Origin of the sequence: Ruegeria sp. HKCCA4812, assembly GCF_013034245.1 — a bacterium.
Taxonomy (GTDB): Bacteria; Pseudomonadota; Alphaproteobacteria; order Rhodobacterales; family Rhodobacteraceae; genus Ruegeria.
This window is the reverse complement of the sequence record NZ_WQFQ01000008.1, coordinates 108,756-123,149: the sequence shown is the minus strand read 5'-3', so window position 1 is coordinate 123,149 and position 14,394 is coordinate 108,756. Positions and strand designations below refer to the sequence as shown.

Genomic DNA, 14,394 nt, shown 5'->3' with positions numbered 1-14,394 from the left:
AGAGCGTAGGTGCCAAAAGAAGGTTTCGGAGACGCGTGCTGCATGGTGAAGACCGTTCCGGCAGGCCCGAACCAGGCCTGCCGGAACCGAGTAACGCGTTAGGCGCGCTTGTCGTCGTCGAGGTCTTCGAACTCGGCGTCGACGATGTCATCGTCGCCTGGTGCAGCGTCTGCGGCAGCTGGTTCCTCTTCGCCTTCTTCGGCTTGCGCCTTATAGATGGCTTCGCCCAACTTCATCGCGGCTTCGGTGACGTTCTGGATGCCCGACTTGATCTTGTCGGCATTTTCGGTTTCCAGCTCGTCCTTCAGCGCGGCGATCGCCAACTCGATGGCTTCGATCGTGGTCGGGTCGACCTTGTCGGAATGCTCTTCCATCGACTTTTCGGTCGAATGGATGAGGCTTTCCGCCTGGTTCTTCGCCTCGATCAGCTCGCGGCGTTCCTTGTCGGCTTCCGCGTTCTCTTCGGCGTCCTTGACCATCTTTTCGATATCCTCGTCGGACAGTCCGCCCGATGCCTGGATGGTGATCTTCTGTTCTTTGCCAGTGCCTTTGTCTTTGGCCGAAACCGAGACGATGCCGTTGGCGTCGATGTCAAAAGTCACCTCGATCTGAGGCATGCCGCGCGGTGCCGGCGGGATGTCTTCAAGGTTGAACTGACCCAGGATCTTGTTGTCCGCAGCCATTTCACGCTCACCCTGGAACACGCGGATGGTCACGGCGTTCTGGTTGTCCTCGGCGGTCGAGAAGACCTGAGACTTCTTGGTCGGGATCGTGGTGTTGCGGTCGATCAGGCGGGTGAACACGCCACCCAGCGTTTCGATACCCAGCGAAAGCGGGGTCACGTCCAGCAGAACAACGTCTTTGACGTCGCCCTGAAGAACACCGGCCTGGATGGCGGCGCCCATGGCAACCACTTCGTCCGGGTTCACGCCCTTGTGCGGCTCTTTGCCGAAGAACTTGGTGACCTCTTCGATCACTTTCGGCATCCGGGTCATACCACCGACCAGAACAACTTCGTCCACGTCAGCAGCCGACAGACCAGCGTCTTTCAGAGCGGCCTGGCAGGGCTTCAGCGACTTCTTGATCAGGTCCGACACCAGCGATTCCAGCTTGGCACGGGTCAGTTTCATGACCATGTGCAGCGGCTGACCGTTGGCGCCCATCGAGATGAAGGGTTGGTTGATCTCGGTCTGCGAGGTCGAGGACAGTTCGATCTTGGCTTTTTCCGCGGCTTCTTTCAGACGCTGCAGGGCCATCTTGTCCTGAGACAGATCGACACCGTGTTCCTTTTTGAACTCATCCGCCAGGTAGTTGACGATGCGCATGTCAAAGTCTTCACCACCCAGGAAGGTGTCACCATTGGTCGATTTGACCTCGAACAGGCCATCGTCGATTTCCAGGATTGTCACGTCGAAAGTACCACCACCAAGGTCATAGACCGCGATGGTTTGGGTTTCTTCCTTGTCCAGACCATAGGCCAGCGCAGCAGCTGTCGGTTCGTTGATGATCCGCAGAACTTCCAGACCGGCGATTTTACCGGCATCTTTGGTGGCCTGACGCTGGGCGTCGTTGAAATATGCCGGAACGGTGATGACCGCCTGGGTGACATCTTCGCCCAGATAGCTCTCGGCGGTTTCCTTCATCTTGCCCAGAATGAAAGCAGAAATCTGGCTGGGGGAGTATTTTTCACCGCGGGCTTCAACCCACGCGTCACCATTGCCGCCATTCACGATGGAATACGGCACCATTTTCTTGTCTTTTTCTACTTCGGCATCATCCACGCGACGACCGATCAGACGTTTGACGCCAAAGATCGTGTTGTCGGGGTTGGTGACCGCCTGACGTTTTGCAGGCTGACCGACCAGTCGCTCATCTTCGGTGAAGGCGACGATCGAAGGCGTGGTCCGCGCCCCTTCAGCGTTTTCGATGACCTTCGGCTGCGAGCCTTCCATGATGGCTACGCAGGAGTTCGTGGTTCCGAGGTCAATCCCGATTACTTTTCCCATTTTTGCAATCCCTTTCTCTTCAAGGCGATGTCCCGAGGGTCGGACCCTTTATGGCATCCCACTCCCGATCTGATGTGCGCGACAGCACTACCATCGCGCGTCCCGGCGTATATAAGGGCGAGGCAAGAGGCCTGCAAGCACCGTAGAGTGCAGGTTTTCGGGAATTTGAGGTCTTTTTTGGCAAGAAATTGGAAAGGTTTGGGGTTTCCGGAATGACGCGGGTGGTCTTGCGAGGGTTCGAAATCAGGAAAGGCTATATTGACCCTGCTTCCCAGGCACGGCTGATCGCGGCCCTTCGACCGATTCTGAAAGCGGCACCCTTGTTTCGACCCGTCACGCCGTCGGGCAAAGAGATGTCGGTAAGAATGACCTCGGCCGGGGATCTGGGATGGGTGACCGACAAGGCAGGCTATCGCTATCAGGATAAGCACCCGAAAGGCGGGGTCTGGCCTGAAATCCCCCCGGTCATTCTTGATATCTGGCACGATCTGGTCAGCACCGAGCGCGCGCCGGATTGCTGTTTGATCAACTACTACGGGGAAGGCGCCAAGATGGGCCTGCATCAGGACAAGGACGAGGCAGATTTTTCCTGGCCCGTTCTGTCGGTTTCCCTGGGCGATGACGCCCTGTTCCGAATTGGCAACACGACCCGTGGCGGCAAGACCGAGTCGATCTGGCTCGGCTCGGGCGACGTGGTGATCATGGGCGGTCCGGCACGATTGGCCTATCACGGAATCGACCGGATCAGATACGGATCATCCCGGCTGTTGCCAAAAGGTGGACGGATCAACTTGACGCTGCGGGTCGCATGTTAGCGGCGCGCGTTCCAGCTTTGCGAAACATGCTGGCGCGTGAAAAACTCAGCCATCAAACCGATCATCAACAAAGCTATCCCGACCCATAGCGCGTATTCCCAACTTGTGTTTCGCGGAAAGTAGTTTCGGAAGATGAAGCCCCGGCACTGGTCGATAATATGAAACAGCGGGTTCCAGGCGAACATCATCAGCAATCCGCCGCCCAGTGTGTTTGCAACGAACATCTTTCCCGAAAACACCATGTTCAGGCGACGGTAGATATTGGTGAGCATTCCCACAGTCGTCGGAAACCATGGTTTCATCGCCATGAACACCAAACCTACCGCGCATCCGGTAAACCAGGCCATTATCAGCATCGCGAAAGCACCGCCGGGATCCTGCACCTCGATCGGGGCGACCGCGACACTGTAGATGAACAGGATCACGAACATGGCCAGCAGTTGCTTGTAAAGAATACCGAGCGCCGCAGACAGGATCGTCACCATCACATTCATCGGCGAATGGAGCATCATCGGATTGTTCGCGGACCCAACCCCTGAAATCGCGCCTATCGACTGGATGTGCAGCATGAAGGGGAACACGCCGGACAGAACATACAGCAGAAATTCGCCCCTGATCTTCGGTATTCCACCCCGGCCCATCAGTGACATGAGCAGGTAGAAAGTGGTTCCCATCACCACAAGCTGCAAAACATTGATCAGGATGGCGACTATTGCATTCGGATGTTGCGAGCGCACCTTTCGCACGGTGGCATGGAATACCAGCTCAGCCGTCGTGAAAGCGCCGCCCAGCAGCGTTTGGTTGCGCTTGAAATAGAACATTCAAAGGGTCTTTTCTGCTTCGTCGCCTCTAAACTGGCATGAATATCTTGCCGTTCCGTAACCGCCGCATCATAAGTCGATCGCGATTTTGGATCAACAAAACACAGGAACGGAGCTTTTTTGTGACCTACGACGCGCTTATTCCCGTCATCCGGCGACTGGCTCTGGAGGCAGGCGACAAGATCATGGAAATCTACGAGGCGGATGATTTCGATGTCAAAGTCAAATCCGACTCCAGCCCTGTGACCGAGGCAGACGAAGCCGCTGATGCATTGATTTCGGCAGGCTTGCGTGCGGCATTCCCGGATATTCTTCTGGTCACCGAAGAACAGGCCGCTTCCCATTCTGAAAAAGGCGACACTTTCCTCATTGTTGATCCGCTGGACGGCACCAAGGAGTTCATCAACCGTCGCGGCGACTTTACCGTCAACATCGCACTTGTCGAAAACGGAGTGCCAACCCGGGGAGTGGTCTATGCCCCGGCGCGGGGTCGTATGTTCTTCACGCTGGCTGATGGCCGCGCGGTCGAGGAAACAGGCGCTTTCGACAAAAACGAGACCGGTCCTTTGACACCCGTATCAGTCTCTGAACCGGATAATTCCGGGCTTTTGGTCGTGGCGTCGAAGTCCCACAGGGATCAGGCCACCGAGGACTACATCAACAAATATCACGTGAAGGACAGCAAAAGCGCGGGGTCGTCACTCAAGTTCTGTCTGGTTGCCACGGGCGAGGCGGACATCTATCCGCGCGTCGGGCGCACGATGGAATGGGATACGGCGGCAGGCCATGCGGTACTGGCCGGAGCCGGTGGCCGGGTTGTGCGTTTTGACGACCATACTCCGTTGCTTTATGGCAAGGATGGCTATGCAAATCCGTTCTTTATTGCCTACGCTCCGGGTGTTGAGTTGAAGGAAGCCTGATGTCTGTACTGATTGCCATTCCCGCCCGTTACGCTTCGACCCGCTATCCCGGCAAGCCGCTGGTTCCCCTGACCGGCGCAAAAGGCGCGTCCATGACACTGATCGAACGGTCCTGGCGTGCAGCCAGGTCAGTCTCGGGTGTCGATCGCGTTGTTGTTGCGACGGATGATGAGCGCATTCGCGACGTGTCCGAGGGCTTTGGGGCCGAGGTCGTGATGACCTCGGAAACCTGTCAGAACGGCACCGAACGATGCGCCGAAGCGCATGAGGTTCTGGGTGGCGGGTATGACATCATCGTCAACCTGCAAGGCGACGCTCCGCTGACCCCGCATTGGTTTGTCGAAGATCTGGTTTCCGGCCTGCGCACCGCCCCGGATGCCGGTGTTGCGACCCCTGTCCTGCGCTGTGACGGCAGTGCGTTGAACAGTCTTCTGAACGACCGCAAGCATGGCCGTGTAGGTGGCACGACGGCAGTGTTCGGACGCGATCACAGTGCGATGTACTTCTCGAAAGAGGTCGTCCCCTTCACGTCCCAGACATACGCTGGCGATGAAGCGACACCCGTGTTTCATCATGTCGGCGTTTACGCCTATCGGCCCGATGCCCTTGCAGCGTATCCGGGCTGGCCAGCCGGGCCTCTGGAACAGCTGGAAGGCCTGGAGCAGCTCAGGTTCATGGAAAACGGGCGCAAGGTTCTGTGCGTCGAGGTCGAGGCAAGGGGCCGTCAGTTCTGGGAGCTGAACAACCCGCAGGACGTGCCCAAGATTGAAGAGATGATGGCAGCCATGGGGCTGGAGTGACGTCTTTTCCCCATGACTCTGACGGCGCCTTTGGCGAAACTGTTCCTCAACCAGCCCCGATGGATATGCCATGAAGACAATTCTTGTCACCGGTGGTGCCGGGTATATCGGCTCACATGCCTGCAAGGCGCTTGCGCAGGCAGGTTATCTTCCCGTGACCTACGACAACCTGATCACGGGTTGGCAGGATGCGGTGCAATTTGGCCCTTTTGAACACGGCGATCTTTTGGATCGGGACCGCCTGGATGAGGTGTTCGCGAAACACAAACCAGATGCCGTGATGCATTTCGCGGCGCTCAGCCAGGTTGGCGATGCCATGCGTCAGCCCGGCATGTATTGGTCGAACAATGTCACGGGTTCACTGAATCTGATTGAAGCAGCCGTTGCGGCCGGTTGTCTGGATTTCGTATTTTCGTCCACATGTGCCACATATGGCGAGCACGACAATGTGGTTCTTGATGAATCCACGGCGCAGTATCCCCTGAACGCCTACGGGGCATCAAAACGCGCGATCGAAGATATCCTCAAGGATTTCGAGGCGGCTCATGGGCTGCGCCATGTCATTTTCCGGTATTTCAACGTTGCAGGTGCAGACCCCGAAGGGGACGTGGGCGAGTTTCATCGCCCTGAAACCCATTTGATCCCGCTGATGTTGGACGCGATTGACGGCAAGCGGGACGGTCTGACCGTCTTTGGCACGGATTATGATACGCCCGACGGCACCTGTATCCGCGATTATGTACATGTTTGCGATCTGGTAGATGCGCATATTCTGGGGCTGGGCTGGCTGGAACAGGGCAAAGGCAGCCGTGTCTTCAATCTGGGCACCGGGTCCGGGTTTTCCGTTCTTGAGGTGATCGAGCAATCCAGGTCCGTCACCAACCGTCCCGTTCCGTATACAGTGGGCCCTCGTCGGGCAGGAGATTGCACCAAGCTGGTATCCGGTTCTGTGCGGGCTGAAAATGAACTGGGCTGGAAGCCCAAAAGATCCACGTTAGAGACGATGATCGCAGATGCCTGGCGCTGGCACCAGAACGGCCACTACGAAAAATGAGGACCCGGTGACATCCAGCACTGCTTTGACACTTCCCCGGATCGGATGGGCACGGAAGTACAGGTTGCGCTGGAAACGCCGGCGGCTGCTCTGGAGGTCGCTGCGCAGCCGACATCAGTTGACCTGCCAGAAGGATCAGACATCCCGAATCCAGCGGGGTGAAATATTGGCCTTTGTCACCTTACGCAATGAAATCATCCGCCTGCCCTGGTTCTTTCGTCACTATCGCGCCTTGGGCGTCGATCATTTTCTGATCGTCGACAACGGCAGCGACGATGGATCGTCCGAGTATCTGCAAGATCAACCGGATGTCTCGGTGTGGAGAACCCATTCCAGCTATCGTGGATCGCGGTTTGGACTGGACTGGTTGACCTGGTTGCAGATGCGCTATGGCCACCGCCACTGGTGTCTGATGGTGGATGCGGATGAACTGCTGGTCTATGCCCACTGCGACACCCGGTCCCTGCATGACCTGACAACCTGGCTGGACCGGCACGGGAAGATCGGGTTCGGGACGCTGATGCTGGACCTCTATCCCAAGGGTCCTTTGGGTGATGCGGCTTATGACCCGGACACCGACCCCACAAATCTGCTGTGCTGGTTCGATGCAGGACCGTATCGCGCGCAGCGGCAAAGCCCGATGGGCAATCTGTGGGTGCAGGGTGGCGCGCGGGAACGGATGTTCTTTACGCAAACCCGGCAAAGATCGCCCACACTGAACAAGATCCCGCTGATGCGCTGGTCGCGGCGCTATGCCTATGTAAACTCATGCCATTCCGCACTGCCGCGCCGTCTGAACGAAACCTATGATGGACCGGGCGGCGATAGCCCGTCAGGCGTGTTGCTGCACACGAAGTTCCTGCCGGACGTTATCGAGAAATCCAACACCGAAAAGCAGCGACGCCAACATTTTCATGATCCGGACCAATTCGGGCCATACTACGATGGGATAATCAACCAGCCGGACATGTGGACCCCACAGTCGGTGCGCTACACCGGGTGGAGCCAGCTGGAACAGTTGGGTCTGATGAACGGCGGAGGCTGGGATTGAAAACGAAAACAAGGGCATCAACCGCACGTTTACAGTTTGCGGGTTTTAAAGACGTTGCTTCAGAAGATGCAAAGATGGCATAAACCGGTAATGCCATGTCGTGCCAACGGTCACGGCTGGTTCGGGGAAAGCTCGCGTTATAAAAAGGTTGGGCAGTCACGTGAGCCTGTTTGAATCCTACAAAATGAGATTGCGGCGCAAGCGCCGTATTCTGCGCTGCCTCAGACGACGCCGTGAGCTCAAGCCAGTCAGCAACAACACACAGGCTATACGGCGTGATGATATCCTGCTGATGAGCGTTGTGCGGAACGAGAAAATTCGCCTGCCCTTCTTTCTTGAATATTATCGCAAACTGGGCATCAACCATTTTCTGTTTGTCGACAACAACAGCGATGATGGCAGTTTTGAATTTTTGAAAGAACAGGCTGACGTTTCGGTCTGGCGGACGACGACCAGCTACAAACGGGCAAGCTATGGTCTGGACTGGTCGAACTATCTGCTGCGCAAATACGCGCACGATCACTGGGTGCTGAGCGTCGATCCGGACGAATTCTTCATCTATCCGTTCTGCGACACCCGTCCAATCCGAGCCTTGACGGATTGGCTGGATGGCAGTGCCGTGCGCAGTTTTGGCACGATGCTGATCGACATGTACCCCGAAGGTCCGGTGGACGCCGACCCCTATGCCGAAGGTCAGAACCCGTTCGAAATCGCGCGCTGGTTCGATCCCGGGAATTACATGATCACCAAGAACCCCGAGTACAAGAACCTTTGGATTCAAGGGGGCCCACGGGCGCGCGTGTTCTTTCAGGACAACCCCTCCAAAGCACCGGCGCTGAACAAGATTCCGCTGGTAAAATGGAACCGGCGCTATGTCTATGTCAGCTCGACCCATTCGCTTTTGCCACGCGGGCTCAACCAGGTTTACGACGAATGGGGCGGCGAAAAGGCCAGCGGGTCACTGCTTCATGCCAAGTTGATCAATACTCTTGGGGAAAAAGCCCGCGAGGAATTGCTGCGTGGCCAGCATTACCGGGGCTCGGGCGAATACAAGGCCTATGCCACTCAGCTTGAGGACAAGCCTGTTTTCTGGTGCGAGTGGTCCGAGGCCTATATCAACTGGCGACAGCTTGAGATCCTGGGCCTCATGTCGAAAGGAAACTGGGCATGAGCGGTCTAGGTATTGTCATGTTGGTTCATACCTCACTGGACCGTGCCGAGCAGGTCGCGCGCCACTGGACAGCAGCGGGATGCCCGGTGGTCATCCATGTGGATCGCAAGGTGCCAGACACTGTCTATTCCCGGTTTGTTGCGTCCTGTTCGAACAATCCATCGATCGTGTTTTCAGACCGACATCGGTGCGATTGGGGGGGCTGGGGTATCGTTGCCGCCTCGCAAAGCGCGTCCGAGTTGATGCTGGAGCGTTTCCCCGAAGTTCGGCATGTATTTCTTGCCTCGGGGGCCTGCCTGCCATTGCGACCGGTTCAGGAACTGATCGATTACCTGTCTGACCGGCCGCGTGTCGATTTCATCGAAAGCGCGACGACATCCGATGTCAGCTGGACCATCGGCGGGCTGGATCATGAACGGTTCACCCTGCGGTTTCCGTTTTCGTGGCGCAAACATCGCAAACTATTCGACGCATATGTAAAACTTCAGCGTCTGATGGGGTTTCGCAGAAAAATCCCCGACGGACTGGTTCCGCATATGGGAAGCCAATGGTGGTGCCTGACCCGCCAAACGCTGTCGGCAATCCTTCAAGACCCCAGGCGCAAGCTGTATGACAAGTATTTCCGTCATGTCTGGATTCCGGATGAAAGCTATTTCCAGACGCTGGCACGCTTGTATTCCACGCATATTGAAAGCAGGTCCCTGACCCTATCCAAATTCGATTACCAGGGCCGCCCGCACATCTTCTATGACGATCATCTGCAATTGCTGCGCCGATCGGATTGTTTTGTCGCCCGAAAAATCTGGCCCCGCGCAGAGCGATTGTACCAGGCATTCCTGACAGATCAGGCCGGGGCGATGAAACCGGCGGAACCCAATCCGGGCAAGATCGATCGCGTATTTTCCAAAGCGGTGGAACGGCGAACTCGTGGGCGCGACGGGCTGTATATGCAAAGCCGGTTTCCCCGCCATGGCAGTGAAAACGGTCTGACATCGTCACAATATTCCGTATTCCAAGGCTTTTCGGAATTGTTCGAGGATTTCGAACCTTGGTTGGCCGCAACCACCGGAGCCAGAGTCCACGGGCATCTATTCGGGCCGGAACGCGCCGAATTTTCGCAAGGAGAAGCCATAACAAATGGTGCCCTCAGCGACAGTGCGGCGCTGCGGGACTATAACCCGACCGCCTTTCTGTCGAACCTGATCTGGAATACGCGCGGTGAACGCCAGTGTTTCCAGTTCAGCCCGCGGGACACTCAGGAAATCAACTGGTTTCTGGCGCGGGACAAGAACGCTCAGATTTCGGTCATTACCGGCGCTTGGGCGATCCCATTGTTCCGATCCAATATGAACTTCTCGGAAATCCGGAGTGAAGCGGCGCGCCTGCAACAGATTGAAACCAAGCAGCTGGAGGTGCTGACATCGGTCTGGACCAAGGCGCGGATGCGCAGTTGGACGCTGGCCGACTTCATTGAATCTCCGATGGATGCCTTGCAGGGCATTCTAGAAGAAATCGGAATGCAGCAGACCAGCCATCTGACCGAAGTGCCAACCATGGTCGATCTGTCCGGATTCGGGAAGTTCCTGCAAAACCTCAAGAATCAGGGAATGCACCCATATCTGATGGGCGATTTCCCGGCGGACGATGTGTTCGGTCGCCAGGAAAAGCCATACCGAAAACCGTATCTGGTGCAGTGATTGCCCATGTCAGCCCAATTTGACTACTTCGTGATTCTGGCCGCCATGCGCACAGGTTCGAACCTGCTTGAGGCCAACCTGAACGCGCTGGACGGGGTCACCTGTCACGGAGAGGCGTTTAATCCGCATTTTGCGGGCAGCCTGAAATCCGATCATCTGCTTGGCCTTTCGCTGGAAGACCGGGATGCGGACCCCATGCGAATGCTCAAGGCGATCAAATCAGCACCGGGTGACATCAATGGCTTCCGATACTTCGAAGACCATGACCCACGTATCCTGAAACCTATGCTGAACGACCCGCGCTGTGCCAAGATCATTCTGACCCGCAACCCATTGGACAGTTACCTGTCGCTGAAAATAGCACAGAAAACGCAGCAGTGGCTGCTGAAGAATGTGAAACGCCGCGTCGACGCGCAGGTTGACTTCGACGCCGACGAGTTTTCGGATTACCTGAACCAGCTGCAAGACCATCAGCTTATGGTGCAACGGCACCTGCAAAAGACAGGCCAAACCGGGTTCTTCATTCACTATGACGACCTGACCGAGCTGGAGGTCATAAACGGGCTGGCTGCATGGCTGGGGGTTGAGGGTCGGCTGACCCGACTGGATGATACCCTGAAACCGCAAAACCCGGCGCCGGCTTTGTCGAAGGTCACCAATCCTGATGAAATGAAACAAGCCCTGTGCGATCAGGATCGGTTCGGATTGCATCGGTCAACAAGCTTTGAGCCGCAGCGCGGCGCGGCTGTACCGCTTTATGTTGCCGCTGCAAGGTCTCCTTTGATGTATTTGCCCATTCGGGGCGGAATAGAGCCTGTTATCGTGCAATGGCTCGCTGATCTGGACGGATGTCAGACCGACAAGCTGATCACGGATCGAAACCGCAAACAGGTCCGCTCATGGAAACAGGGCCATCCCGGACATCGGCAATTCACTGTTCTGCGTCACCCTCTGGCCCGGGCACATACGGCATTTTGCAGTCATATTCTGAATACGGGGCCGGGCAGCTATAAGATGGTGCGGAATTACCTTCGCAACCGGCTTAAGCTGCCGATCCCGGGGCAAGTGCGGGACAACAATTATTCTGTCGAACAACACCGCGAAGCTTTTTCGGGCTTTCTGGATTTTCTGCGCCTCAACCTCAACGGGCAGACACCGGTCCGTGTGGACGGCACGTGGTGCAGCCAGTCCAGGACGTTGGAGGGAATCGCATCCTTCACTATGCCCGATCTGATTCTGAGAGAAGAGGATCTGATGACGGCCTTGCCGGATCTGGCGCGTAGCATGGGGCATTCAAACCCGCCTCAGCCTGGCTCCTGCGCACCGGATGAACCATACGCTTTGCACCTGATCTACGACAAAAACCTCGAAGCGCTGGCGGTTGAAGCCTATCAGCGCGACTATGAAGCATTCGGATTCAGTGACTGGGCGCCAGGATCGGCCTAAGGGCGCAGGGTTATCAGCGTACCTTTGTTGACCATCGCATAAATCTCTTCGATTTCGTCATTCTTGACTGCGATGCATCCAGCTGTCCAATCCCGCTTCTTTTTTGCGCGTCTCCGCTCTGAGCGCAGATTGGGTTCACCGTGGATGAAGATATCCCCACCCGGATCAACGCCCGCAGCCTTGGCTTTGGCGACATCCTGCGAGTTGGGATAAGAAATGCCCAGGGATAGGTGATACCGGCTTCTGGGGTTGCGACGGTCAATCAGATAGGTGCCCTCGGGCGTTCTACCGTCACCGCGCTGGTTCTTTGTTCCATTCGGGGCAAACCCCAAATCGACGTCATATTCCTTGAGGATCTTTTCGTTGTGCAACAAGTAAAGTTTGCGCGTGCCCTTGTTGACCACCAAAGAGGTCACCTCGGGTCCGTTATAAGTCAGAAATCTTGGGCCGCTAGAGGCACAAGCCGAAAGGCTCAGCGTTGCCAACGCGCCTAAACCGAATACTCGACGATCCATGTTTCACTGCCTGCTCTGCTTTTTTTCGATCATTATGCCAAAAATGGGAAAAACTGAAATCACTTTTTGATGTTCGACTGCTCGGCCAGTCGACGTTCGATGCTTTCCAGCCGTTCAAGAACCTCATCGCGATAGGCATCGGTTTTAACCTCATCCTCGGCATGATGGGCATCCTGCATCGAATTGACGATCAGACCCACCAACAGGTTCACCACCGCAAAGGTCGTGACCATGATGAATGGAACAAAGAAGACCCAGGCATAGGGATAAACCTCCATCACCGGGCGCACGATGCCCATCGACCAGCTTTCCAACGTCATGATCTGGAACAGCGTATAAGCAGACAGGCCCAGATCGCCGAACCAATCCGGGAACGATGCCGAAAACAGCTTGGTCGAGATTACCGCACCGATATAGAACAGGATTGCCATCAGCAGAAACACACTGGCCATGCCCGGAAGGGCCGAGATGAACCCTTCGACCACGCGACGCAGACGAGGCGCCACGGAAATCACGCGCAACACCCGCAGAATTCGCAGGGCGCGCAGCACCGACAGACCTCCGGCGCTGGGAACCAGGGCAATTCCTACGATCAGGAAATCGAATATGTTCCAGCCATTTGCGAAGAACCTGCGCCCGGTGGCAATCAGCTTCATGGAAATTTCAGCCACAAAGATCGCCAGGCAAAGCCTGTCCAGCGCCACGATCAAGGGGCCGGCCAGTTCCATCAGGGTCGGCGATGTCTCCATCCCCAAAAGAATGGCATTGAAAATGATCACGGCCGTTATGAACCGCCCGAAAACGGGCGCTTCGATAATATTCAGCAAACGCTGTTTGGACCCCATGTGTCAGTTTCCCCGGTAAGATCAAGATGCTGCGTTCAGAACAAACCGCGCAGCAAGTTCCGTGTGTGTTGACCATCGAAATTGGTCAACGACCTGTACCCATTCAAGGGTGTAACCCGCGTTAACCAGCGTTTTTGCATCACGCGCAAAGGTGACGGGATTGCACGAGACATAGGCGATCACCGGGCGTTGCGCCTGTGCAATCTCATCTACCTGAGCTTCGGCACCGGCACGAGGCGGATCCAGAACAATGGCGTCGAAAGATTTCAGCTCGTCCGGCATCAGCGGGCGGCGGAACAGGTCACGGGCCTCGGTCGTTACGCGTTTCAGCCCTTGTGCCCTGCGCCAGCCCTGATCCAGCGCCTCGATCATGGCGGCCTCGCCTTCAACCGCGTGAACTTCGGCGCTTTCCGCCAACGGCAAAGAGAACGTTCCGCTGCCCGCAAACAGGTCAACGATACGTTTCGCACCCCGTGTAGCCTCGGAAACTGCCTTTAACAGAGCCTTTTCTCCGTCCTTTGTTGCTTGCAAGAAAGCTCCGGGGGGTGGCGTGACTCCGGCTGCTCCAAAGCGCTGAACCGGCGCATGCCGCATGGCAATAACCTCATCATCCCAACTGAGCCGGGCCAGCCCATGTTTCTCGGTCGCCTGCGCCAACGCCAGTTCCAAGGGGCCGTCCAGCGGTTTGCCACCTGTTACGGCCACATCCAGACCAGCTTCGGACAGTGTGAGCGTGACAGCCAGAACGCCCTTGCGGCTTGCTCCCAGGGTGGCCAGCGCCTCGGCCACCGGAATGGCCGCGATCAAGGCCGGGTCAAGCAACCGGCAATCGGGTATCTCGGTGATCGTGTCGGATGCACGACCGTGAAACCCCGCCAACGTGCCCTTTTTCGTGCGCCTTACGGCAATCGTAGCCCGCCGACGTGACTGTTCGGGCGATGTGTGTATCGGGCGCAGTGGAGCTTTGAGATCCTGCGCCATCAGCGCCTTGCGGACGACTTGCAATTTCCAGTCGGTCACAAATGCATCGGATGCGTGCTGCAACTGGCAGCCACCGCACGCTTTGTAGTGGCGGCAAGGCGCTTTGACACGGTGTTCGGACGGTGTCTCGACCCGGATATCGGTCAATTGCTGACCGACAAGGGTGCCGCTGACGATTTCGCCGGGAAGTGTACGAGGGGCGTAAACAGGGCCATCGGCAATACCGTCGCCCTGATGTCCAAGCCTTGTGATTGTGAATTGCTGCGTCATGA

The 14,394-nt window shown here is 56.7% G+C and carries 13 protein-coding genes; 8 read left to right on the top strand and 5 right to left on the bottom strand.

Annotation, left to right across the window (positions count from 1 at the left end):
* Positions 1-98: 98 nt before the first annotated feature.
* A complete protein-coding gene (gene dnaK / locus GOW04_RS18370) occupies positions 99-2,006 on the bottom strand; it encodes a molecular chaperone DnaK (RefSeq protein ID WP_152459576.1) in 1,908 nt (635 codons plus the stop codon).
* A 212-nt stretch (positions 2,007-2,218) separates the two neighbouring features.
* On the opposite strand from dnaK, the gene GOW04_RS18365 reads away from it, so the two are divergent.
* The gene (locus tag GOW04_RS18365; RefSeq protein WP_171233552.1) at positions 2,219-2,821 is read left to right on the top strand and encodes an alpha-ketoglutarate-dependent dioxygenase AlkB; all 603 of its coding nucleotides are present in this window, start codon (positions 2,219-2,221) and stop codon (positions 2,819-2,821) included.
* Here the strand turns inward: GOW04_RS18365 and GOW04_RS18360 are convergent.
* Complete coding sequence (locus tag GOW04_RS18360) at positions 2,818-3,642, bottom strand: ABC transporter permease (protein WP_152459578.1); 825 nt, start codon at positions 3,640-3,642, stop codon at positions 2,818-2,820. The two genes, GOW04_RS18365 and GOW04_RS18360, sit on opposite strands and share 4 nt — an antisense overlap.
* A 122-nt stretch (positions 3,643-3,764) precedes the next feature.
* On the opposite strand from GOW04_RS18360, the gene cysQ reads away from it, so the two are divergent.
* The 7 genes from cysQ (at position 3,765) to GOW04_RS18325 (ending at position 11,781) form a co-directional block, all read left to right on the top strand.
* The gene (gene cysQ / locus GOW04_RS18355; protein WP_171233551.1) at positions 3,765-4,562 is read left to right on the top strand and encodes a 3'(2'),5'-bisphosphate nucleotidase CysQ; all 798 of its coding nucleotides are present in this window, start codon (positions 3,765-3,767) and stop codon (positions 4,560-4,562) included.
* Positions 4,562-5,362: a 3-deoxy-manno-octulosonate cytidylyltransferase gene (locus GOW04_RS18350; protein WP_171233550.1), complete on the top strand. Its 801-nt coding sequence runs from the start codon at positions 4,562-4,564 to the stop codon at positions 5,360-5,362. Before cysQ ends, GOW04_RS18350 begins: the two co-directional genes overlap by 1 nt.
* A 70-nt stretch (positions 5,363-5,432) precedes the next feature.
* The gene (galE, locus tag GOW04_RS18345; protein ID WP_171233549.1) at positions 5,433-6,416 is read left to right on the top strand and encodes a UDP-glucose 4-epimerase GalE; all 984 of its coding nucleotides are present in this window, start codon (positions 5,433-5,435) and stop codon (positions 6,414-6,416) included.
* Between the two features lie 7 nt (positions 6,417-6,423).
* Complete coding sequence (locus tag GOW04_RS18340) at positions 6,424-7,467, top strand: glycosyltransferase family 2 protein (RefSeq protein WP_371814420.1); 1,044 nt, start codon at positions 6,424-6,426, stop codon at positions 7,465-7,467.
* A 184-nt stretch (positions 7,468-7,651) separates the two neighbouring features.
* Positions 7,652-8,638: a glycosyltransferase family 2 protein gene (locus tag GOW04_RS18335; protein WP_152459939.1), complete on the top strand. Its 987-nt coding sequence runs from the start codon at positions 7,652-7,654 to the stop codon at positions 8,636-8,638.
* Positions 8,635-10,335, top strand: coding sequence for a beta-1,6-N-acetylglucosaminyltransferase (locus GOW04_RS18330; RefSeq protein WP_171233547.1), 1,701 nt, complete (start codon positions 8,635-8,637; stop codon positions 10,333-10,335). The genes GOW04_RS18335 and GOW04_RS18330 overlap by 4 nt, the downstream gene beginning before the upstream one ends.
* 6 nt (positions 10,336-10,341) lie before the next feature.
* A complete protein-coding gene (locus tag GOW04_RS18325) occupies positions 10,342-11,781 on the top strand; it encodes a nodulation protein NodH (protein ID WP_171233546.1) in 1,440 nt (479 codons plus the stop codon).
* On the opposite strand, the gene GOW04_RS18320 is transcribed toward GOW04_RS18325, so the two are convergent.
* From GOW04_RS18320 to GOW04_RS18310, 3 genes are read right to left on the bottom strand one after another with little or no spacing between them, the layout of a single operon-like run.
* The gene (locus GOW04_RS18320; protein WP_171230125.1) at positions 11,778-12,296 is read right to left on the bottom strand and encodes a murein L,D-transpeptidase family protein; all 519 of its coding nucleotides are present in this window, start codon (positions 12,294-12,296) and stop codon (positions 11,778-11,780) included. The two genes, GOW04_RS18325 and GOW04_RS18320, sit on opposite strands and share 4 nt — an antisense overlap.
* A gap of 59 nt (positions 12,297-12,355) precedes the next feature.
* Positions 12,356-13,141: an ion transporter gene (locus GOW04_RS18315; RefSeq protein WP_171233545.1), complete on the bottom strand. Its 786-nt coding sequence runs from the start codon at positions 13,139-13,141 to the stop codon at positions 12,356-12,358.
* Between the two features lie 21 nt (positions 13,142-13,162).
* Positions 13,163-14,392, bottom strand: coding sequence for a class I SAM-dependent RNA methyltransferase (locus GOW04_RS18310; protein ID WP_171233544.1), 1,230 nt, complete (start codon positions 14,390-14,392; stop codon positions 13,163-13,165).
* Positions 14,393-14,394 lie beyond the last annotated feature (2 nt).

Bases quoted from the DNA above. Each gene is read 5' to 3' on its own strand.
- GOW04_RS18335 (WP_152459939.1), top strand. From the start codon at position 7,652: ATGAGATTGCGGCGCAAGCGCCGTATTCTGCGCTGCCTCAGACGACGC.
- GOW04_RS18330 (WP_171233547.1), top strand. From the start codon at position 8,635: ATGAGCGGTCTAGGTATTGTCATGTTGGTTCATACCTCACTGGACCGT.
- GOW04_RS18350 (WP_171233550.1), top strand. From the start codon at position 4,562: ATGTCTGTACTGATTGCCATTCCCGCCCGTTACGCTTCGACCCGCTAT.
- galE (WP_171233549.1), top strand. From the start codon at position 5,433: ATGAAGACAATTCTTGTCACCGGTGGTGCCGGGTATATCGGCTCACAT.
- dnaK (WP_152459576.1), bottom strand. From the start codon at position 2,006: ATGGGAAAAGTAATCGGGATTGACCTCGGAACCACGAACTCCTGCGTA.
- GOW04_RS18310 (WP_171233544.1), bottom strand. From the start codon at position 14,392: ATGACGCAGCAATTCACAATCACAAGGCTTGGACATCAGGGCGACGGT.
- GOW04_RS18365 (WP_171233552.1), top strand. From the start codon at position 2,219: ATGACGCGGGTGGTCTTGCGAGGGTTCGAAATCAGGAAAGGCTATATT.
- GOW04_RS18320 (WP_171230125.1), bottom strand. From the start codon at position 12,296: ATGGATCGTCGAGTATTCGGTTTAGGCGCGTTGGCAACGCTGAGCCTT.
- GOW04_RS18315 (WP_171233545.1), bottom strand. From the start codon at position 13,141: ATGGGGTCCAAACAGCGTTTGCTGAATATTATCGAAGCGCCCGTTTTC.
- GOW04_RS18360 (WP_152459578.1), bottom strand. From the start codon at position 3,642: ATGTTCTATTTCAAGCGCAACCAAACGCTGCTGGGCGGCGCTTTCACG.
- GOW04_RS18325 (WP_171233546.1), top strand. From the start codon at position 10,342: ATGTCAGCCCAATTTGACTACTTCGTGATTCTGGCCGCCATGCGCACA.